This window comes from Rhizobium sp. AC27/96, assembly GCF_001692325.1.
In the GTDB taxonomy this organism is placed as follows: domain Bacteria; phylum Pseudomonadota; class Alphaproteobacteria; order Rhizobiales; family Rhizobiaceae; genus Rhizobium.
The window spans coordinates 732,571-754,001 of record NZ_LXKN01000018.1; the positions used below are offsets into that span (position 1 = coordinate 732,571).

The window sequence follows — 21,431 nt, forward strand, 5'->3', positions numbered from 1 at the left end:
CTGTATGAACGTCGTAGATGCGAAGAGGGCCCGCATGTCTTCCCGCGAAGGACAACACGCAGGCCCAAGAGATTTACTTCTGTGGCTTGTACCAGGAGTCGAGGCCCTTCTGCAGCTCGGCGGTGGCGGTATCGGGCGTCAGCTTGTCGCTGGTCATCATCACCTGCAGCACACGCCAGATCTCGTCGTCGAGCGGAGGGTTGCCGGCACTCAGGCGATCGAGAGCGAGACGCGGCGTAAGCTCGGCACCCTTCTTCAGATCGGCGAATTTCTGCGCCAATTCGTTCTTGTAGGTGACCGGCTTTGAGCCCATGGCGAAGAAACCAGGCGCCTCATTGACATAGAGCTCCTGAAACGCGGGGCTGGCGAGCCAGGTCAGGAATACCTTGGCGGCATCCTTATGCTTGCCGGCGGCATTGAGGCCGATTGCCATGTCAGGCATTTCCTGCAGATAGCGCTTGCCACCGGCAGTCGCCGTCGGCGGACCGAAGACGCCGACATTGAGGCCGGTTGCCGTCACCTGATTGATGTTCCAGGAACCATCAGGCAGGATCGCCGCGCGACCGATCGTGAACAGCTGCGTCATGTCGGCATATTGCAGGCTGGCCTGGCCATCGGGCATGAACGGACGCCAAGAAGCGAAGGCCTTGAAGGCAGCAACAAAATCCGGATCCGTCAGCTTTTTCGTGCCGTTGATCAGACCCTGGCGGCCCTCCTCGCCCTTCCAATAGGAAGGACCGATATTGTAGAGGCCGTTATAGGCAAGCTGCCAGCTTTCGGCCGAGCCATAGGCGAGCGGCGTGTATTTGCCGTTGTCCTTGATCTTCTGAAGGACTGCGGTGAATTCATCCGCCGTCTTTGGCGGCTCAATGCCCAACTCCTTGAAGATATCGACATTGTAGTAGAAGCCGGCGAGGACCGCGGCAATCGGCAGGCAAAAGGGCTCGCCCTTGGCATCAGCCCAGGCCGCCTTCGATGTATCGCTGAAATCCTTGATCGGAGCAAAATCCTTCAGCGGCTCGAAATAGCCGCGACGGATCCATTCGCGGTTCACGTCGAATGGCCGGCAGGTCATCAGATCCGGACCAGCGCCGGCGTCGATCTGCGACTGGATGGCGGCATTGTATTCATTGGTATTGATCGGAGCGAACTCGACCTTGATCTCCGGATGCTCCTTTTCGAAGGCCGGGAGCAGCTTGTCCTGCCAGACGGCAATGTCTTCCGTGCGCCAGCTTCCCAATTTGATCGTCACGGGATCCGCGGCAAGCGCGCTGCCGGCCATAAGTGCCAGGCCCAGCGACGCGACGGCGCCCTTGATGCATGCATGCTTCGAACGCATCTGAAATGCTCCCCTCTTTTTGTGCTTGGATTGCGTAGCGCCGATTGGCACTCGCAATGAACGACAAAAAGATACATCTCAATACAATATGTGACAAGAAGTTTTTTCTCTTCCCATTTTTGTCTTATGTGGTATTCATTTGTCGCATGTGACGGTTGGCGATATTGGTGTCCAGGGGGTAGTTTTTATGATTGGCGTTGGGATCTTGGGGTCGGGCTTCATCAGCGATTGCTATGCGGATGCGCTTCTCGACGTGCGCAATGGCCAGCTGGTGGCCTGCTATTCGCGCAATGGCGAGCGCGCCGCCGAGCTTGCCAGGAAATGGGGACCTGGCGTTACGGCCTATCAGGATATGGATGCGCTCTGCGCCGATCCGGCCGTACAGCTTGTGGTGATCGCGCTGCCGAACGAAGTGCATCTCGAAGCCGTCAAGATCGTCGCCCGTCACGGCAAGGCCGTGGTCTGCACCAAGCCGCTGGCGCGCACCGAAAAGGAAGCCGCCGAAATGCTGAAGGTGGTGATCGACGCCGGCATCTGGCATGGCTACGCCGAAAGCTCGGTTTTCTCGCCCAATATCGCCAAGGCCTATCAGATGGTGCAGGCCGGCGGCATTGGCGATCTGCTGACCATGCGGGCGCGCGAGGCCCATTCGGGACCGCATGCCCCGCATTTCTGGGACGCCGAGACGGCCGGCGGCGGCGCTCTGCTCGACATGGGATGCCATACGGTCGAATCGGCGCGGCATTTCTTCGGCAAGGACAATCCGGTCGTCGAGGTTATGGCCTGGGGCGCAACGCTTGCCCATTCCGACAAGACGACCGGGGAAGACACCGCGATTGCGCTTTTGAAATTCGCAGGCGGCCAGCTTGCGACAATCGAATCCTCCTGGATCGAAAAAGGCGGCATGCAATTGCGCCACGAACTTGTGGGATCGGCCGGCCGCATCGTCACCGACAGCTCCGTCGGCCCGGTCTGGGGTTTCATTGAGAAGCCGGTCGGATATCTTGTGGAAAAGGCGAATGCCGATACCGGCTGGGTCTATCCCGTTCCCGAGGAAACGCGTGCTTATGGATTCTCGCAGCAGATGCGCCACTTTGTTGATTGCTTTGCCGCTGGAACTCAGCCAGTGGAAACCTTCGAGGACGGCGTCGTGGTCAACCGCATCCTGGACGCCTGCTACCGTTCGATGCGGACGAAAATGTGGGAAAAGGTGACGATAAGCTGATGGTCAGGATGGACGGCGCAGTCGCCCCACTTCAATCGGACTCCCCCGAACCGCTCTGGCAGCAGGCTGCCAAGGCGATTACCCGAGAGATCACAGCCGGGAAACTTTCGCCGGGCAGCCGCCTGCCGCCGGAACGCGATCTGATCGACCGGCTGGCGATCAGCCGCGTAACACTGCGGCGCGCCTTGCAGAGCCTGGTCAGCAGCGGTGTGCTGGTGTCCTCTCATGGCCGCGGCTGGTATGTGGCGACCGAGGCTCATCAGGAATTCCCGCAGACGCTGGAGTCCTTCAGCGAGACCGCAGCCCGGCTCGGCCTCAAGTCATCGTCGGAAGTCCTGAGGGCCGAGGAAGCCTCGGCCACGCTCGATCAGGCGGAGGAGCTTTCGATCGCCCCGGGCTCAAGGCTGTTTCACCTCGTGCGTATCCGTAAGCTCGACGGCGTACCCGTTGCTGTCGACAGCTCCTATTTCCCAGCCCTGAGCGAATTGAACCTTTCGTCAGCGGATTTCGGCTCGGCCTCACTCTTTCGCCTGATGAGTGACGCCGGCATCGAACTCAGCCGGGCAGAATCGACGATCGAAGCGCAGGAGGCGGATCTGGTGACCGCCAAGCATCTGGGGATCGAGGCCGGAATGCCGATCCTCACCATGTATCAGCTCATCGAAGATAGCGCCGGAAAGCCGCTGATATCCTCGACCATACGCTATGCCGGCGATCGATATCGCCTTCGGACCTCCTTCAGCCGCGTCAAGACAGGCGGATAGGCTGGGGGAAGGAAGGATCAAAACCATGGCAGGGTGAAGCCTGCCTTCGCAACAATCGACGACGGATTGCCGCTGGCGCCTTGCGCCTGCGGAAGGCCTCGTTTTGTCTATAAGCAAGGAGAGACCAGTTGCCCAAAGGATATATCCCGCTCGCAGAAGCCCGCGCCGCACAGGCCGACGCTCTGGCCAAAGCCATCGCTGCGATTTCAGCAGATATTGAGCTTTTGCAAGGTCGCGGCGTCCTTGAAGGCGCAGGCCCCATATTTCTCGGCATCGGCGCAAGCTTTGCCGCGAGTGCGGCTGCCGTGTGGACGCTGAGGAGCCGTGGTATTCACAGCTGGCGTCTCAATGCCGGCGAACATCCGCTTCCCTTCCCTGCCACTTCCCATCCGCTGATCGGCGTTTCGCAGAGCGGCAAGAGTTCGGAAACGCTGGCGACACTGAATACGGTCGAACAGCGGCTGCGCTTCTCCGTCGTCAATGCCAAGAACTCTCCGATCGAGGAAACCTCTGCTGTCAGCATATCGCTGGGCAATATCCCGGACAGCTATGCCTCCACCATCGGTTATACCGCGACGATCGCTGCTCTCGGCATGATCGCCGAAGCCTGGGACGGCGGCTCGATCGATGCCAGCTGGCCGGCGGTTTCCGATGCCCTTCGCGCTGCGGAGAAAAACCTCGCGAGCCGGGTAGCCAGCCTGATCGCCCCGCTGCAAACAGCCCAATATGTCGATTGCGTCGGAGCCGCGCCTTCGGTGGGCTCGGCTGAGGTCGGCTCTCTGTTGCTGCGCGAGATCGCGCGCATCCCGTCGACAGGCATGTCCACACGCCAATATCTGCATGGCGCGATGGAATCGGCCGGCCAGGGCGTTCACATCATCTTCGGCGAGGAGCGCGAACTACAGCTTGCCCAGAAGCTCGCCCGCGCCGGTCACGACGTTATTCTCGTAAGCCCGCTCGATATCGATGAGGAAAACCACCTGGCGCATATCGCCATCCCCTCCCTCACGCCGGCGCAACGCCCTATTATCGAGGCATTGGTCATGCAGACCATTGCGGTCGAGACCGCGATCGCACGAGGGCTCGATCCCGACGCTTTCGTGTTCGAAAACAACGATACCAAAGTCGCCTGAAGGGGCTCGGATATGACGGATTGCCTGCTTGCGCTCGATATCGGCGGCACCAAGACCCATCTGGTCATCGAGGATATCCACGGTGCGCGTCTCCTCGACACCGTCCTGCACAGCCGTGAATGGGATGCCGAGCCGGCGGACCTTGCCGCTGAATGGATTGCGGAGCGTATCACGCCGCATATCCCGGCAGGCGCACGCGTCGCCGCCATGGCCTTCGGCGCCCAGGGCATCAACCGGGCCGAGACGGCAGAGGACCTGCAAAAGGCCCTTGCCGCTCATGGCCTGCGCGCAAGTATCGTCAACGACGCCTCCCTGATCGCGCTGGCCGCCGGCTTTCCCGACGGCATCGGCATCATCGCCGGAACCGGCGCGATTGGCGTCGGAAAAGACGCCTCCGGGGCGCATCTGGCAACCGGCGGCTGGGGGCCGGTGATCGGCGATGAAGGTGGTGCCGCAGCCTTGGTGCGCGAGGCCACCCGCGCGGCACTCCGCGCCCTTGATGAGGGCAAGCCCGACGACGGTTTGCTCGGCGCGCTGATCGGCGACTTCGGAGTTGCCGATGCCGAACGGCTGACACGCAAGGTCAATGACGAGCCGACATCGGAGAATTGGGCGCCGCATTGCCCGGCCATCTTCGCCGCCGCCGCCGCCGGTTCGGCGCTGGCCGCTAGCGTCATCGATGAAGGCGCGCAATATCTGGCAGCGTTGGTTGATCAGCTACTGGCGCGAGGTGCTGTTGGAACAGATGTCGTTGTCGCCGGCAGCGTCATCGTCAATCAACCGCCGCTCTTCGAAGCTTTCAAGCATCACGTATCCGCGCGGCATAACCATCTGCGTATCCACAAGCTGACGATCCCACCTGTCGAGGGTGCAGTGTTCCTCGCACGTCGGGCGTTTGAGGAGGTTAAATAAAGGCGAGGCTCAGCGCAGCTTCGCCTGCCGATTTGGCGAACAGAAATGGTCTTCTGCCATGATTTTTTGGGCGGACGTGAATTTCCCACTTGAGCCGAACCTAACGTCATACCGTATGGAAAAGTCCCGAAGGAGTTTTCGATGCCAGGTTGCACCCAGGATGAGGTTCTGATCACCGCTCTCGAATGCGCTGAACGCATTGGAATCACAATCCGGGCGCTGCGACTTTATGAGCAGCACGGATTGATTTCGCCGCGCCGTACCTCCAAGCAATGGCGGCTCTACGGTCGCAACGAAATGGCCCGCTTGAACGAAATTCTAGCGCTCAAGACCCTCGGGCTCAGTTTGCGCGATATCGCAAAGCTTCTTCGAAAACAGCCCACCGATCTGGTCCAGATGCTCGCTCTGCAGCGTGATGGGCTTGAAGACACGCGCAGACGCGCCGAACGAGGATTGCAGGTCATCGAGGCCTTGCAGTCCAAAGTTCGATCCGGAGCTGTAGCGTCGATCGATGACCTCACAACCCTAGCAAGGGAAACGAAGATGACCGAACCATCAAAAGATATACGCGCATGGCGTCAATATGAGCAGATGCGCCCGAGAACCGAAATAGCCGTCGATGCCGCCTTGCTTGCCGACTATGCAGGCGCCTATGCCACCGAGGACGGCACGATTTCCGTTGTTTCCGACCGCGATGGCAAGCTCTTCTATAGGATTGTCGGGCAGGCGGACATCGAGATATTTCCCGAAAGCAGCAGGCGGTTCTTCATGAAAGCGTTGCCTGTGCAGATCTCCTTCGAGCGCGATGCGAATGGCCAGGTGACGAGCCTGGTCCATCACCAGAACGGCTGCGAGGATCGCGCCGAAAAGATGGATTTGTCGCAGGCCTTGCGCGTAGAGCAAGAAGTGACAAAGCGCATGCAGGACCAGAAGCCGATGCCTGACGGCGATCGCATCCTGCGGCGCGTCATTGGGGAGCATCTGCGCGGCGAGCCCGACACCGGCTCCATGTCTCCGTCATTGGCAGCGCTTGTGGAGGAGCAAAAGGATATCATTCAGGACGAATTGGAAAAGGCCGGCGCGCTCACGCGCGTAGCGTTCAAGGGCGTATCACAAGGTCTCGACATCTATGAGGTCGAGTTTGAAAAGACCAAAATGGAATGGGGAATCGCACTGACGTTTAGGGGGAAGATCAGCCACCTTTATCTGCGGCCGACCTTTTAGACACAGGCATGAGCCAAGCTTTGCCAGACACAACCTGGCCGGCACCTTTCGCGCCGGCCAGATCGCAAGTATCAAGCGGCGCGTTTCAGGGCGTCGCCGAGCTTGGATACAATCGTCTCGATCTCGGCGCGTTCGATAATGAGCGGCGGCGACAGCGCGATGATATCGCCGGTTACGCGCACCAAGAGCCCCTTGTTGAAGCAATCGACGAAGATGTCATAGGCGCGCGTGCCAGGCGCGCCATCACGCGGAGTAAGCTCGATCGCGCCGACGAGGCCGAGATTGCGGATATCCACAACATGCGGCAGGCCCTTCAAGGAATGCAGCGCGTTCTGCCAGTCGCCCGCCAGTTCGCTGGCGCGGGTCAGCAGGCCTTCCTCCTCATAGATTTCCATCGTCGCAAGACCCGCGGCGCAAGCGACCGGATGGCCCGAATAGGTATAGCCATGGAAGAGCTCGATCTGGTTTTCCGGGCCGTTCATCAGGCCATCATAGACCTTACGGCTGGAGAAGACCGCACCCATCGGGATGGTGCCGTTGGTGATGCCCTTGGCGGTCGTGACGAGATCAGGGATGACGCCGAAATACTCGGTCGCGAACGGCGTGCCGAGACGGCCGAAGCCGGTGATCACCTCATCGAAGATCAGCAGGATGCCGTGTTTATCGGCGATCGCCCGCAGCCGATCAAGATAGCCCTTCGGCGGCAGAATGACGCCGGCGGAACCGGACATCGGCTCGACGATGACGGCAGCGATCGTCTCGGCACCATGCAGCGCAACCAGCCGCTCCAGATCTTCGGCAAGCTCGATGCCATGCGCCGGCAGTCCCTTGCTGAAAGCATTGCGTTCGACGTCGAGCGTGTGGCGCATGTGATCGGCCGGGATTTGTGGGAAGACGCGGCGATTGTTGACGAGGCCACCAACGGAAATGCCGCCGAAGCCGACGCCATGATAGCCCTTTTCACGGCCGATAATGCGGGTGCGGGTGCCCTGCCCGATGGCGCGTTGATAGGCGATGGCGATCTTGAGCGCGGTGTCGACGGATTCGGAACCAGACCCGGTGAAGAATACACGATCGAGCCCTGCCTCGGGGCCGCCCGGTGCGTGCGCTGCAAGCTTTGCGGCAAAATCGAAGGCGATCGGGTGCCCCATCTGGAAGGTCGGGGCGAAATCCATCGTCGCCAGCTGGCGCTCGACCGCCTGGGCGATCTTCTTGCGACCGTGGCCAGCATTCACGCACCAGAGGCCGGCCGTGCCATCCAGCACCTTGTTGCCGTCGACATCGGTGTAATACATGCCATCGGCCGCAGCCAGCAGTCGCGGCGCCGCCTTGAACTGGCGATTGGCCGTAAACGGCATCCAGAAATTGTCGAGAACCGGGGTATTGGGATGAGTGATCTTGTCCATGGTTGCCTCCATTACGCTGCCATTGACATCAGTGATTTTCGTCTGTCGAACAAGTCCTTTTCTATGTGAATTTAACGCATTGATATTATTGGATTGCGGTGTAAAGTTTTCGATATTTCGAACACCTGAAACCCGAGGCCATGATGTCCGTCGATATCGGCAATCGCCTGCGTCACCTTCGCCTGGCGCACAACCTTTCCCAGCGCGAGCTTGCCAAGCGCGCGGGGGTGACCAATTCGACGATTTCGTTGATCGAGTCCAACTCATCCAACCCCTCGGTCGGGGCGCTGAAGCGCATTCTCGACGGCATTCCTATCGGCCTTGCCGAGTTCTTTGCGTTTGAGCCGGACACGCCGAAGAAAGCCTTCTACGCCGCCGAGGAACTGGTGGAGATCGGCAAGGGTCCGATTTCCTATCGCCAGATCGGCGAGAACCTCTTCGGCCGCAGCCTGCAGATCCTGAAGGAGTGCTACCAGCCGGGGGCCGATACCGGCAAAGTGCCGCTAGTACATGAGGGCGAAGAAGGCGGCATCGTTCTGTCAGGCCGCCTCGAAGTGACCGTCGATGATGAACGGCGCATCCTCGGGCCGGGCGACGCCTATTATTTCGAAAGTCGCCGGCCTCACCGCTTTCGCTGCGTTGGGCCGGTGCCATGTGAGGTCATCAGCGCCTGCACGCCGCCCAGCTTCTGATGAGCGGCGTGCGAGACGCTGACGATCGCCGTCAGCCGAAGGTAAAGGCGTAGGCCTGAGCGCCGGGATCGAGGAACTTGATCTCGAACGTATGATCCGCGACAGCACCGCTGGTCCGGACTAGCTGGTAAAGCCTCTGTCCCGTCACCACCCCATTGCCATTCGCATCCGTGTCGACGCCGTGATTATCCCCGGGCGGCTTGCCGTCGATGGTAATCTGGAAGCGGATGGGCTTTCCATCGGCCGCCGGTCCAAGCACCAGATGCAGGTCGCGGGCGTGGAAATGATAATACAGGCTGGTATCCGCGCCGTTTGAAGTTGCCTGCTGTCCGCCAACTGTCCAGTTGCCGGCAAGACCCCACTCGTTGAGTTTCGGCGTTGCCGTAACATAATCATGAGCGGCATCATTCACAGTGCCGGCATCATCAACGAAGTTCTGCGACCGCAGATAGCCGACATAGGTTTCCGGCGATTGGACATCGGCCTCGTTCGAAGCGGCGGCCTCGGCACCCGTTGCCTTTACGGCGACGATATCGCTGGAAACATTTGTCTTTCCGGCCTCGGCGAGCAGTTGCTGGATGACGCGTTCGGACTGATCGTAATCACCTTCGCCAAAGTGGTGGTGACGCACCTGACCCTTGGCATCGATGAAGTAATGGGCCGGCCAGTACTCATTGTCGAAGGCACGCCAGATCGCATAGTTGTTGTCGATGGCAACCGGATAGGTGATGCCGATATCCGCAATGGCCTTCTTGACGTTGTCGACATTCTTCTCGAAGGCGAATTCCGGTGCGTGTACGCCGATGACGACGAGGCCCTGGTCCTTATATTTCTGCGCCCAGGCTTCGACGTAAGGGATAGCACGCAGGCAGTTAATGCAGGAATAGGTCCAGAAGTCGACCAGAACGACCTTACCCTTCAACCCGGCTGCGGTCAGCGGCTCGGAGTTGAGCCATTGCACGGCGCCATCGAGCGACGGAGCGGCACGTTCGACAGGCAATTGCTCCACGGCAGGCTTCGCCGTCATCGCCATTGCCATGGAGCCTCCTGCCCCGGCTCCGGCATCGGGCTTGGCGCTCATCATCATGGCATTGGTGGCGCTCATCATCGCGCCGCCATCGCTCTTCATGACTACGGATGAAGGCTTGTCTTGATTCAGCGGATGGAAGCGATCAACCAGGCCCTGCTCCAGCGAAGCGGTGCTGGCGAGTGAGGCCTGCGTCAAAAGACCCGTATCGAGACCCATAGCAATCGCAACGACGGCGAACAGCACGGCGACACCAACGCCACGGCGCAGCCACTCGCCAACGCCGAGCGAGCGCTTCATGGCCTGATAGACGCGGCCGCCGATGATGAGCGCAAGCGCAAGCGAGGTAGCAGCACCCAGCGCATAAGCCAGCAGCAGCAAGGTCGTGCCGACGCTTGCTCCCTGCAAGGCGGCACCCGTCAGGATAAGGCCGAGCACCGGACCCGCACACGGCGCCCATAGCAGCCCTGTGGCAACACCGAGCAGCAGCGAGGCTGCGATCGCCGAGCCACCGCTGCGGCTCGAACGATCCGCCGACTGCGACAGGCGTGCGCCGAGAGATACCAGCGGCCGTGTCAGATAATCCGAAAGCGATGGAAACAGAAGGATGACGCCAAAGATCGCCAGCAATACCAGCGCCGCATAACGCCCATATTCATTGGCTTCGACCGCCCAGCCACCGCCGAGCGCAGCCAGTGTTGCGACGGCGGCGAAGGTCGCCGCCATGCCGATCAGCATCGGCAGCGTGCTACGCAGAAAGGGCTGGCCGGCCCGCGCAAACACGAACGGTAGGACCGGCAGGATGCAGGGGCTGACAATGGTCAGAACGCCGCCGAGATAGGCTAGGATAAACAGGATCATTGGTCAGTCTCTGATCTTCAGGCCGAAGCCGGATGGAATTTCATGGCAACACCATTCATGCAGTAGCGCAGGCCGGTCGGTTTCGGCCCGTCGTCAAAGACATGGCCGAGATGGCTACCGCAACGACTGCAATGCACCTCGGTGCGCACCATGCCGAAGGACGTGTCGCGCGACGATTCCAGAGCACCATCGATCGGCGCCCAGAAGCTCGGCCAACCCGTGCCGCTTTCGAATTTCGTGTTTGACGAGAACGCGTCCTGCTCGCAGCCAAGACAGGCAAAATTGCCCTTCCTATGCTCGTTCAGCAGTTCGCTGGTGTACGGAAGTTCGGTCCCTTCCTCCCTAAGCACGGCATATTGGTCTGATGTCAGCATCTTGTGCCACTCCGCATCGCTATGGGTAACAGCGAAACTCGTGGCAGCCTTAGCTGCCGTGCCGCCAATACCCAATCGCCAACCAACGGCACCAAGAGCAACGGTTAGAAGTAACAATCGTCTGTTCAGCATCGCACTCTTCTCCCTGGGCGGATAGGCCGCCAACGCGCAGAACGTCCAGCCGCTGTTCTTCGGCACCGCATACGTCCTGTCGTTATGAACTACGAGATACAACGCTATCTTGTTACACACATGCCAGTGAAAACACCGAAACGTGATCAGCCGCTATTCCGCCACAGCCAGCGGCTGTGCAATCGCGGCTGCAAAACTGGCCAGACTTGCGGATCGCAGCGGCAGATAAGGTTTCTCATTTTCGCGGCAAAGACGCTTGACCATGTCGGCGGCCGAATGGCTGATGCAGTCGACCGGGAAAATCGCCCATGAGACCCGACCGACCATCGCCGGCAGCAGCGAGAGATTGTCCTCAACGCCACCATCGTGGAGCACAAGATCGATATTCCGGCTCTCGGCCAGTTTTCGCAGCCGGTAGAATAGGTTGGGACGACCGCCGACATAAAGAAGCGTTTGAGGCCCGCTCGAATGGATAGCGCCGGGCGTATCGGGCGCGGTCACGACAGATTCGAGTATATCCAGCTCACGCTGCAAAGCTTTGTTCTCCCCGGCAAGCGCACCCGCGCGCCGCTCAGCCTCGGCAAGCTGTGCTTCCAGCGCGATAAGGCGTCCGTCATATTCATCGGCGCGCTGATCGGCTGCCTGCAACCTTTGCAGCAATCTTGTTTCCTGCTGCTGATCCGCACCCATCGGTGCGGGCTCGCCGGCGACCGCCTGTTTCTTCAACAGACTTACTTCCAGCTCCTCGACGCGCTTCTGCAAAAGCGCATGATCCTTGGCCGCCGCCTGAAGCCGCGTCTCCTGGCGAGCGATCTTTTCATCCCTGGCTTCGATATCCAGCTGCAATTTGCGAAGGCGCGCCAGATCGAGCCGGCTGGAGCTGCCGACCAGATGCGAGAGCATATGCACCTCGCCGAAGACCTCATTGACAAGCGCGCGTTCGCTCGCCGGATGGCTCAGAACCGCCCAATAGGCCCCCGATATGTCCCCTTCATCAACTGCCTTGTTCCATTGCGCCTTGATTTCGGACGGAGTCGAAAGTTTCGAAAACTGCTTGAGAATGCGCTCATGGCGGCGATCAAGCGCCTTGTTCAGCAGCTTGCCGCTGATATCGCGCTGGCCGGCGGCCCTGACACCGCGGCTGTGCAGGGCATGATCTGTCGCGACCTTGGCATCGATATCTCCGACCTTGGCAAGGACTTGCCGCAGCTCTGAGGTCGTCAGACAGGTCCCAACGATCGAGCAATGGAACATCGGGGCCAGATCCCAGGTCTTCAGTCGCTGGCTCTTTGCCGCCACAGCCTGATCCGATGCCGGTTGCTGGTCCAGTCGCTTGGCAGCATGCGGAAGTGCGAGTGGAAGCGGCTGTTTATGGTTGAGCAGAACTGACATATCCGCACTAGCGTTATATTTCACTGAATATCACGCTAGTGCGTCTTCCCCTATCAGGCAAGCCCGCTTGTCAGGGCCAGAGCTGCTCCTTGATCCAGCCGGCCTTTTCGCGCTTATAGCGCAAACGATGATGGCGACGTTCGCTGTCGCCTTGCCAAAACTCGACGTCATGCGGCATGACGATGAAGAGCGCCCAGCTCGGTGAAACAAGGTCGGGCTCTTGCTGCAATCGGCGAGACTGGAGGGCGAGCGCATCGTGCAATTCTTGTCGGGATCCCATGACCTCGCTCTGCCTGCCGACCATGGCGACGGCTTTGGCGCCTGGCGCACGCGCGCGAAAGTCGGCGTCGCACTCGTGGACCTCGGCTTGCAGAGCCATCCCGCGCAGACGAACCTGCCGCCCGAGCGCCGGCCAATAAAAGGTCAAGGCGACTGTGGGGTTCTGGGCGATCTGCCGCCCTTTCGGCCCGTTGCCCGTCGTTGCGAAATGCCAACCTCGGTGGTCAAGATTCTTCAGAATGAGCACACGCGCATCAGGTACGCCACTTTCATCGACGGTGGAAAGCACCATCGCATGCGGTTCCTTGATGCCGGCCGCGATCGCATCACGAAGCCAATCGGAGAACAGCTCGCGCGGCTCGTCAGGGGTAAGATCGACATCGAAGGCGGGAAACGGTCCCGCCAATGATGTCAGCAAGCGCAATTCATTCTTCATCGCGCACCTCATGGTCTTGCGATAATGAGCCGCAGCGACCCTTCGAAGAAGGGCTGCGTGCGAAGCTCACCATAGCGGCGATCCCAGCTTCCATCCGCCAGATCGCGGCCTAACTCCGCAACGAAACGCTCGCCGACCGAAGGATCGACAAAACTCCAAGCCGAATTGGCCAGCCGCGCGCCGGGATCGAGCATCCGTTCGGGCCGACCGTAATAGGCCTCGCCAAAACCATCGACGCAATTCAACGGGATCGGCACAGCCTTGACCTCGGCATTGCCGCCCAGCCCCTTGACGATGGCCGCCATCGACGGATAGCGGCGTGCTTCGACGGTGATCATCTCAGGTGCATAGGCATGCAGCCAGGAGCGCTCAAGGAGATCCGGGTCGCAGCTCAGAATGAGGACGGGACCGCGTGTCACACGGCGCATTTCGCTGAGCCCGCGCTCGAGATTCGACCATTGATGAACCGTGAAGGTCGCCATGGCGGCGTCGAATGCCTGGTCAGGGAATGGCAGGCTTTCCGCTGTGCCATCGATCGCGACGGGCAGATGCGCCGGCCGCTGCGCCCGCATCGACGCCGACGGTTCGACGGCTGTGACCTCGCGATCAACCGGTTCATAGGAGCCAGCACCCGCACCGACGTTCAAGACCGTCGCGGCATCGCCGAGCGCCTGGCGGATGAATTCTGCGATATGGGGATCCGGCTGGCGGTAGCGGGTGTAGCCCGTTCCGATCACGCCGTAATTCGCGTCGCCGGCGCTGCCATCCTGATGTCTGCTGTTCATTCCATGTCTCCGTTGCTCATTGTGGGCAAGGCTTCGCCATGCATGAAAATGCTTGTGGCATCATCACATCATTGTTCTGCAATCGCATTGTCCGTTCGTTTCGACCGCAAGAAACACGCTATCTTGGCGAAAGAAAATCGATATGATCGAACAGTCAATGTTCGGAAAATGCACATGGCCAGACGTATTCCCTCTTTGAATGCACTGCGCGCCTTCGAGGCAGCCGGCCGGCTTGGCCGCATGACCGTTGCGGCCGAGGAATTGAATGTAACGCACAGCGCGGTGAGCCGGCAGATACAACATCTGGAGGAGGTGCTTGGCATTCCGCTGTTCGAAGGACCGAAGAACAGGTTGCGGCTCACGGAAGGCGGCGCAACCCTACTTTCGGGGCTGACGACGGCATTCGACCAGATGGACATGTCGGTGCGCTCAGTGGCCGACACCGAAGATGGTCAGCTTGACGTATCCTGCCCCGGTACCTTCACGATGCGCTGGCTCATTCCACGCCTCTATCGTTTCCAAGCACAATACCCGAATATAGAAGTTCGCCTCTCTGCCTCATCAAAGCCAGTCGACTTCAGCCGCGACGGTTTCGATGTCGCGATCCGCGTCGGCACTGCGCCGTGGCCTGGAGGTGCCGATGTCATCTCGCTGTTTCCCGAACAGACGGGGGCAGTGCTTTCGCCCGCGCTGTTTGCTGAATCAACGCCGGAGTTCGACGGTCTGCCGCAACTTCACACGCGCACGCGGCTGCGCGCATGGGGAGACTGGCTTGCCCGCTCCGGCAGAGCGGTCGCCACCGGTCCGCGTGTCGAATACGAGCATTTCTATTTCATGCTCGAAGCCGCCAGCGCCGGGCTTGGCGTCTGCGTGGCGCCCTGGCCCTATGTCAGCGACGATATTCGCTTCGGCCGTCTAACGGCGCCCTATGGCTTTCTCGAAAGCGGCCACGAGTATGTGGCGCTGCGCCGTGCCCGCCGTAACAGGAAATCGGTTCTCTTCTGCGAGTGGCTGCACAGCGAGGCCGAGGCCTACGCAGGTGCCAGTACCCCTCCGAGAGGCTGATCTTTGAGGATAGATTAGCCGATTGGAGAAAAGCCTGCCTCGCTCAGAATTCTCTGCCCATCGGCCGACAGCAGAAAATCCTGCAGAAGCCTCGTTTCGACATCTGCACCCCGGCGAACAACGACGCCATATTCGATACGCGGTTGAAACGCGTCGGGGATATCGACGACAGCGAAAGCCGGATCGGCCGCCAGCAGGCGTGCGTTCGAAGAGTAGCTCATCATCAGATCCACCTCACCGTCGGTGATCAGATAGCCAGCACCCTTGCCCGGCGGCGTCGGTGGAGAGTTGCGGCCGCCGACCAATGGACGTGCCCGGGATTTTATCGCCTCGCCTCTCGCAGGGTGGCGCGCTTCGATAAGATCAAACACCTCGAAAGCATAGTCGCCACCGGGATCGTCACCCGGCGTTGATGTGCCGATCCTCACGGCAGGGTCGGACAGAACGGTAAGAAAGTTTTCCGTGGTGAGACCGAGATCGGCGTGAGCAAGCACGCAAAGCCGATTTCGGGCAAAACATACGGCATCTTCCGTAAGGCCCATGGCAGCAAGGCGCCGCGGATGCGCCATGTTGGCGGAAATGAAGAGATCGAAACGTGTACCTGCCTCAATACTCTCCCGCAGCAACCCTGCTGGCCCGAGGGTGAGCGACATCGCAATGCCGGTTTCGTAAGCAAAAGCCGTGATGATCGGCGGGAAAGCATGCCGCATGCTGCCGGCGGACAGGACCTCAACTGCATTGCTCACGAATGATTTCCCTTCCTATCCCTTTGCCGGAACAACGGCACGAAAGCGGTCTCCATAAGTTCACCAGTACCAAGCGTCGCCGACCGGACCGGGATACCATAAAGCGCTTCGAGATTGGCTTCGGTCATGACTTGATCGGTCGCGCCGAAGACCGCCTTTGCCTGATCGAGCATGAGCAGCACCGTGTCGGCCACAGCCACGGCATGGTTCGGCTGATGTGTGGTGAAGGCAATCGCCAATCCCTGGCGATCGGCCAGCGTGCCGAGCAATGAAAGCACCACATCCTGGTTCTTGAGGTCAAGCGCTGAGGCCGGCTCATCGAGCAACAGCACTTCATTCTCACCCGCCAGCGCCCGGGCAATCAGCACGAGCTGACGCTCGCCGCCGGAAAGAGCATCGATGTTGCGTTGAGCATAGTCGGTCATGCCGGTGGCAGCGAGCGCTTCCATCGCCTTCTCCACATCGATCTTGCGCGGCGTCTGGAACAGTCCGATGTGGCGGGCACGGCCCATCAGCACAACGTCGAGTACCGAATAGGGAAACGAGCCGGAAAACTCCTGCGGCACGAAGCCGGTGCGTTCGTTCAATTGGAGTGCACCGGAGGTCGGCTTCTGCAAACCCGCCAACACGCGCAGCAACGTCGATTTGCCCCGGCCATTCGGCCCGAGGATCGCAACGATCTCACCGGCGCGGAGATCAAAGTCGAGATCGCGGAACTGCCAGCGCTCGCCATCATAGGACTGGCTGGCCTTCGTCATATGCAGCTTGACCGGATCAGAAGCCACGCGCGCCTCTCTGGGTCTGTTTCAGCACCAGGGCGAAGACAGGCGTGCCGATCAATGCTGTGAGGATCCCGAGCGGGATTTCGGTGCCGGTGACGGTGCGAGCGACCGTATCGATGATCAGCAGATAGAGTGCGCCGATCAGCAAAGAGGCCGGCATCATCACACGGTGATCCGGGCCGACGAGCATGCGCGCCATATGCGGCACGACGAGTCCGACCCATCCGATAATACCGCTGACGGCAACTTGCGCCGCGACGATGCAGGAAACAAGCACCAGGATCAGCCAGCGCAGCGGCTCGACATTGACGCCGAGCGCGCGGGCATCCTCGTCGCCGATCGACAGGAGATTGATGCGCCAGCGCAGGCCCAGCAGCAGCGTGCCGCAGATCAAAACCGGCCCGATAACCAGCGAGAATTTCTCCCAGTTGGCCGTCGCAAAACTGCCGAGCAACCAGAAGACCATGGTCGGCAGCTTATCTTCGGTGTCGGCAAGATACTGGACAAGGCTTACCAGCGCCCCGAAGAAGCCGCTGACCACGACACCCGCAAGCACCAGCGCCAGGATGTTGCGGCGCGCGACGATGCCGTTCAGGGCATAGACGATGATGAGAGCCGAAAGCCCGAACGCAAAGGCCGAGCCCAGCAGGCCATAGCGCGAAAAGCTCAGGAGAATGGCTAACGTGCCACCGAAAGCAGCGCCGGAGGAAACACCCACCACCTGCGGCCCAACCAGGGGATTGCGGAATACACCCTGCAGTGTCGCCCCCGACAGTGCGAGACCCGCTCCCGTCAACAGCGCCAGCAGGACGCGCGGCATGCGCACCGTGAAAACGACATTGACCTCCGTCGGCGTGACGGGCACTGCCGGTGCGGAAATCGGCGCCCAGAGAATCTGCACGACCCGCACAAACGGAATGTCATAACGACCGATGCCGAGGGAAACGACTGCAGCCAGCACCACGAGGATCGCCAATACGGCAATGATCACCCGCGGTGCCCGCCGCTGAAGGGCATCCGCGCTCATTGCGCCGCGCGATAATCGGTGCGGTAGAATTCCTTGTAATAGGCGTCGGCTTCCTTCTGCATGTCGATGTCCTTGAAGCGCTCGGGATAGAGTTCCTTCGCCATCCACAGTTCACCGAGCGCCATGGCCTCTGGCATCGGATAGCCCCAGGCCTTGGCATATTCCGGCATCAGGTAGATGCGGCCATTCTTGACCGCATCGATGGTCTGCCAGGAGGGGGCCTTCTTGATCTCATCCACGACGGCGGGATAGCGCTCTTGAACGAAGATGACGGCCGGATCCCATTTCAGCACGTCCTCCATCGTCACCTGCTTGAAGCCGGTGATCGAACTGGCGACGTTGCGGGCGCCGGCACGCTCCATCATCAGACCGGTATATTTGCCGCGGCCATAGGTGGTGAGGTCAGGATTGGCCATATAGACGGGCACGCGCTTGTCCTGAGGAATATCGGCAAGGCGATCGGCAACCAGTTTGCGGGTCTTCTTGGTGACCGCAATCATCTCCTCGCCCTTGTCCTTGCGGCCGAGAACGTCGGCGATCAGCCGCACGCCGGTAGCAAAGCCGGTATCGATCGCGGCAGGCTCGTCCTTGACGGAGGGATTGAGTTTCGTTGCCTCTTCCGGCGGAACGTCCAGAAGCGAGATCGCGACGACGGCGAGGCCTGAATCCTCGATCTGCTTGACCATATCAGCCGGCGCGTAATTGGTGACGAAGACGACGTCCGGCTTCAGCTTCAACAGCTCTTCGATATTCACCTTGGTCAGCCCGCCCGGCATCGGCAGATTGGGCAATTGCGGCGCTAGCCGAACATAGTTGGCGCCGAGCTGCTTCTTCCACTCGTCGAGAACGCCGACCACCTTGTCCATCGCATCGAGCTGGACTGCGATGTTGAGCGTCTGGTGCTGCAGGATAACGACGCGATTGACCGTATCCGGAATATGGACCTGGCGGCCGATCTGGTCGGTGACGATACGGTCGGCCCAGGCCGGAGCGGAAAACAGCAGGCTGGCGAAAAGAAGAGCAATTTTCGCAATGAAGGACAGATGGCGGCGGTGCATGGAATTCTCCTGAAACGGTGCCAATCGCTACCATTATATTTTCACGGATACAACGGTCCGGCTGCGCGGAACACACTCTCGCCCCGCGGCCACGTTGCGAGCGAAGCCTCGGAATTATTTCGATTTTCTGAAATATCGCGGAATACTCATCCTGGAACGACAAAGGCGCGAGGTGGACCCCGCGCCTTGTTCGAAGCCGCTGAAATTCAGCCGCAAATCACCGCGTTTCCAGTATCCGCATCAACCGGCCTCGATAGCTGTCGAGGATGACAGCCAGCACGATGACGGCGCCGATGACGATCGGCTTGATGTTGTCGTCGGCGCCCAGGAGCTGCAGGCCTGTGGACAGTACCTGCAGAATGCACGCGCCCACCAGCGTTCCGATGATCGAGCCCTTGCCGCCCGAAAGGCTGGTGCCTCCGATGATGACCGCAGCGATGGCATTCAGCTCATAGCCGATGCCGGCGACCGGACTGCCGACATTGAGGCGCAGCAAATAGACCATGGCGGCAATGCCCGCCGTCAGCCCGGAAATCGTGAACACCGCGATTTTTATCTTTTTAGGCTCATGCCCCGACAGCCGCACCGCCTCCTCATTGGTGCCGACGGCGAAGACGAAGCGGCCGAACACCGTGTAGCGCAGCACGAACCAGCCGATGAGGACAACGACCATCGCAATCAGGAAGATCGATGGGAGTATGTCCCAGAAGATCAGGTTGCCGAAATCGACGAAAGGCTGCGGCAGGCCGGTAATGGTGGAGTTATCGCTGACGACGCGCGCCAGGCCGCTTGCGACGTTCAACATGCCGAGCGTGACGATGAAGGAGGGAAGTTTCCACTTCTCGCACACCCATCCGTTGACCGCACCGAGAACGGCACCGGTGCCCATCGAGGCGAGCGACGCCAGCACGATCGCCTGCCAGGGCGTGAATCGCGGATCGACCATGATCGTCGCGCCGATGACGGTGCAAAGGGCCAGCAGCGAGCCGACCGAAAGATCGATGCCGCCAACGAGAATGACGAAGGTCATGCCCGAGGCAAGCACGGTGTTGATGGCAATCTGCACGAAGATCTTCAGAAAGTTCTCCGGCGTCGCGAAATATGGCGCGGTCGCCGAGAAGAAGATCAGGATCAGAACAAGTGCGATGGCAACGCCCGCTTCCTTCATCGAAATCCGGATGAGCTTGTCCCAGACGCTGCTCTCTTTCGCCTCGGTCTTTTGTTCAATGCTGCCGGACACGACTGTACTCCTTGTAGGCGAGTGAGAGGATCCTGCTCTCTTCGAATTGGTCCCGGGCTATTTCTCCGGCGATCTTGCCGTCCGAGAACACGATGATGCGATGGCAAATGCTGATGAGTTCGGGAAGGTCGGAGGAAACGACCAGAACGCCCTTTCCTTCAGCGGCAAACTTCCACAGAAGATCGTAGATTTCTGCCTTCGCGCCCACGTCGATCCCGCGTGTCGGCTCATCGAAGATCAGCACCTTCGGGCCGCGGAACAGCCATTTTGCGATGACGACCTTCTGCTGATTGCCGCCGGAAAACGTCCGGACCACCTGATGGACGGACGGTGTCTTTATATGCAGTTCCCGCACGAGGCGTTGCGACTGCTCGTCCTCGGTCTTTCGGCTCATCAAGCCCCTGCTGGAGACCTTGCCGAGATCGGTGATGGTGGTGTTTTCGGCGCAGCTCATGTCGAGCATCAAGCCCTGCGTCTTGCGGTCTTCGGTTGCCAGGCACAGCCCCGCTGCAACGGCACCCCTTGGCGAATTGATCTGGACCGGCTCGCCATTTATGCGAATTTCGCCGGCGGCCTTCACATCCGCGCCGAATATGGCGCGAACCGCCTCCGTTCGGCCGCTGCCCACGAGACCGGCAATGCCGACGATTTCGCCCTTGGCGACAGAAAATGACAATTCCGGGCTGCTTCGCGTCACCTTCAAACCGGAGACACCGAGCGCTTCGCCGGAGACGACGCTGTCGCCGTGAAAAGCATTGTGGTCAGAGAGAGCCCGCCCGACCATCAGTTCAACGATCTGCGGAATACCCAATCCTGCGAGCGGCCGGGTGACCACATGCTGACCATCGCGCAGGATAGTGACGTCGTCACCCACCTCGAAGATCTCCTCGAGCCTATGGGAGATATAAAGCGTCGTGACGCCCCGCGCCTTCAGCCGCTTCAGAATTTCGAACAGGCGATCAACCTCCTTGGAGGTCAAGGTCGCCGTCGGTTCGTCGAGAACGAGAAGTTTGCTCTCATAGCAGAGCGCCTTGGCGATCTCGAGCAGTTGCAACTGCGCGACGCTCAAGCGGCTGGCAAGCGTCGTCGGCGCAACGTCGAGGCCGACCTCGGCCAGGAGTTCCGCCGCCCTCGCGTTCATCTGCTTGTAGTTCACCAGGCCATATCGGCGCGGCAGATGCTCAAACAGGAGATTTTCGGCAACGCTGAGATTGGAAAGAGGATGCAATTCCTGATGGATGACGCGGATGCCCGCCTTGAACGCTTCCAGTGGAGAGGCCGGATCATAGCGCATGCCGTCGAACAGGATTTGACCATCATCAGGCTTGAAGACGCCGCCGAGCAGGTTGATGAGGGTGGACTTGCCCGCACCGTTTTCACCCAAGAGAACATGCCCCTTGCCGCGACCGATATTTATCGAGACATCCTTGAGCGCAACGACACCCGGGAAGCGCTTGCCTATCCCTTCCAGCTTCAGGATGTAGTCATCTGCCGCGTCTGACACGTCCACCTCATGCATGGTCTATTGAAAT

20 protein-coding genes are annotated in these 21,431 nt (G+C 60.1%); 7 read left to right on the top strand and 13 right to left on the bottom strand.

Annotation, left to right across the window (positions count from 1 at the left end; all coding sequences use genetic code 11):
- Nucleotides 1–73 precede the first annotated feature (73 nt).
- Nucleotides 74–1,339 (bottom strand): ABC transporter substrate-binding protein, encoded by a 1,266-nt coding sequence (locus A6U86_RS17025; protein WP_068393484.1) that lies wholly within the window; start codon nucleotides 1,337–1,339, stop codon nucleotides 74–76.
- A gap of 187 nt (nucleotides 1,340–1,526) precedes the next feature.
- Between A6U86_RS17025 and A6U86_RS17030 the strand changes: the two genes are divergently transcribed.
- The 5 genes from A6U86_RS17030 (at nucleotide 1,527) to A6U86_RS17050 (ending at nucleotide 6,597) form a co-directional block, all read left to right on the top strand.
- Nucleotides 1,527–2,564, top strand: coding sequence for a Gfo/Idh/MocA family protein (locus tag A6U86_RS17030; protein ID WP_068393488.1), 1,038 nt, complete (start codon nucleotides 1,527–1,529; stop codon nucleotides 2,562–2,564).
- Entirely contained in the window at nucleotides 2,564–3,328 is a 765-nt protein-coding gene (locus tag A6U86_RS17035; protein WP_068393489.1) for a GntR family transcriptional regulator, read from the top strand. Before A6U86_RS17030 ends, A6U86_RS17035 begins: the two co-directional genes overlap by 1 nt.
- A gap of 128 nt (nucleotides 3,329–3,456) precedes the next feature.
- Nucleotides 3,457–4,461: an SIS domain-containing protein gene (locus A6U86_RS17040; RefSeq protein WP_068393490.1), complete on the top strand. Its 1,005-nt coding sequence runs from the start codon at nucleotides 3,457–3,459 to the stop codon at nucleotides 4,459–4,461.
- A 12-nt stretch (nucleotides 4,462–4,473) separates the two neighbouring features.
- On the top strand, nucleotides 4,474–5,373 hold the full coding sequence (locus tag A6U86_RS17045) for an N-acetylglucosamine kinase (protein WP_068393492.1): 900 nt from the start codon (nucleotides 4,474–4,476) through the stop codon (nucleotides 5,371–5,373).
- Between the two features lie 141 nt (nucleotides 5,374–5,514).
- A complete protein-coding gene (locus A6U86_RS17050; protein WP_068393495.1) occupies nucleotides 5,515–6,597 on the top strand; it encodes a MerR family transcriptional regulator in 1,083 nt (360 codons plus the stop codon).
- A 71-nt stretch (nucleotides 6,598–6,668) separates the two neighbouring features.
- Here the strand turns inward: A6U86_RS17050 and A6U86_RS17055 are convergent, their stop codons facing one another.
- Nucleotides 6,669–8,003, bottom strand: coding sequence for an aspartate aminotransferase family protein (locus A6U86_RS17055; protein ID WP_068394055.1), 1,335 nt, complete (start codon nucleotides 8,001–8,003; stop codon nucleotides 6,669–6,671).
- A gap of 143 nt (nucleotides 8,004–8,146) precedes the next feature.
- Between A6U86_RS17055 and A6U86_RS17060 the strand changes: the two genes are divergently transcribed.
- On the top strand, nucleotides 8,147–8,695 hold the full coding sequence (locus A6U86_RS17060; RefSeq protein ID WP_068394056.1) for a cupin domain-containing protein: 549 nt from the start codon (nucleotides 8,147–8,149) through the stop codon (nucleotides 8,693–8,695).
- Nucleotides 8,696–8,726: 31 nt separating this feature from the next.
- Here the strand turns inward: A6U86_RS17060 and A6U86_RS17065 are convergent, their stop codons facing one another.
- From A6U86_RS17065 to A6U86_RS17085, 5 genes are all read right to left on the bottom strand, one after another.
- Complete coding sequence (locus A6U86_RS17065) at nucleotides 8,727–10,583, bottom strand: cytochrome c biogenesis protein DipZ (protein ID WP_068393496.1); 1,857 nt, start codon at nucleotides 10,581–10,583, stop codon at nucleotides 8,727–8,729.
- A 17-nt stretch (nucleotides 10,584–10,600) separates the two neighbouring features.
- Nucleotides 10,601–11,089 (bottom strand): peptide-methionine (R)-S-oxide reductase MsrB, encoded by a 489-nt coding sequence (gene msrB, locus A6U86_RS17070; protein WP_068394058.1) that lies wholly within the window; start codon nucleotides 11,087–11,089, stop codon nucleotides 10,601–10,603.
- Between the two features lie 153 nt (nucleotides 11,090–11,242).
- Nucleotides 11,243–12,481: a DUF2325 domain-containing protein gene (locus A6U86_RS17075; RefSeq protein ID WP_068393497.1), complete on the bottom strand. Its 1,239-nt coding sequence runs from the start codon at nucleotides 12,479–12,481 to the stop codon at nucleotides 11,243–11,245.
- A gap of 70 nt (nucleotides 12,482–12,551) precedes the next feature.
- On the bottom strand, nucleotides 12,552–13,196 hold the full coding sequence (locus A6U86_RS17080; protein ID WP_068393498.1) for a pyridoxal 5'-phosphate synthase: 645 nt from the start codon (nucleotides 13,194–13,196) through the stop codon (nucleotides 12,552–12,554).
- A gap of 8 nt (nucleotides 13,197–13,204) precedes the next feature.
- A complete protein-coding gene (locus A6U86_RS17085; protein WP_068393499.1) occupies nucleotides 13,205–13,981 on the bottom strand; it encodes a class I SAM-dependent methyltransferase in 777 nt (258 codons plus the stop codon).
- A 174-nt stretch (nucleotides 13,982–14,155) separates the two neighbouring features.
- On the opposite strand from A6U86_RS17085, the gene A6U86_RS17090 reads away from it, so the two are divergent.
- A complete protein-coding gene (locus A6U86_RS17090) occupies nucleotides 14,156–15,046 on the top strand; it encodes a LysR family transcriptional regulator (RefSeq protein ID WP_068393501.1) in 891 nt (296 codons plus the stop codon).
- A gap of 14 nt (nucleotides 15,047–15,060) precedes the next feature.
- Here A6U86_RS17090 and A6U86_RS17095 read toward each other — a convergent pair whose 3' ends face one another.
- The 6 genes from A6U86_RS17095 to A6U86_RS17120 all read right to left on the bottom strand — a co-directional run bounded on the left by A6U86_RS17095 (nucleotide 15,061) and on the right by A6U86_RS17120 (nucleotide 21,418).
- Nucleotides 15,061–15,792, bottom strand: a complete 732-nt coding sequence (locus A6U86_RS17095) for a molybdate ABC transporter substrate-binding protein (RefSeq protein ID WP_068393503.1) — start codon at nucleotides 15,790–15,792, stop codon at nucleotides 15,061–15,063.
- Nucleotides 15,789–16,577, bottom strand: a complete 789-nt coding sequence (locus A6U86_RS17100) for an ABC transporter ATP-binding protein (protein ID WP_244509961.1) — start codon at nucleotides 16,575–16,577, stop codon at nucleotides 15,789–15,791. The genes A6U86_RS17095 and A6U86_RS17100 overlap by 4 nt, the downstream gene beginning before the upstream one ends.
- Nucleotides 16,567–17,601: an iron ABC transporter permease gene (locus A6U86_RS17105; protein ID WP_068393505.1), complete on the bottom strand. Its 1,035-nt coding sequence runs from the start codon at nucleotides 17,599–17,601 to the stop codon at nucleotides 16,567–16,569. The genes A6U86_RS17100 and A6U86_RS17105 overlap by 11 nt, the downstream gene beginning before the upstream one ends.
- On the bottom strand, nucleotides 17,598–18,659 hold the full coding sequence (locus tag A6U86_RS17110; RefSeq protein WP_068393507.1) for an ABC transporter substrate-binding protein: 1,062 nt from the start codon (nucleotides 18,657–18,659) through the stop codon (nucleotides 17,598–17,600). Before A6U86_RS17110 ends, A6U86_RS17105 begins: the two co-directional genes overlap by 4 nt.
- Before the next feature lie 217 nt (nucleotides 18,660–18,876).
- Complete coding sequence (locus A6U86_RS17115) at nucleotides 18,877–19,899, bottom strand: ABC transporter permease (protein ID WP_068393508.1); 1,023 nt, start codon at nucleotides 19,897–19,899, stop codon at nucleotides 18,877–18,879.
- The gene (locus A6U86_RS17120) at nucleotides 19,883–21,418 is read right to left on the bottom strand and encodes a sugar ABC transporter ATP-binding protein (protein WP_068393510.1); all 1,536 of its coding nucleotides are present in this window, start codon (nucleotides 21,416–21,418) and stop codon (nucleotides 19,883–19,885) included. The genes A6U86_RS17115 and A6U86_RS17120 overlap by 17 nt, the downstream gene beginning before the upstream one ends.
- Nucleotides 21,419–21,431 lie beyond the last annotated feature (13 nt).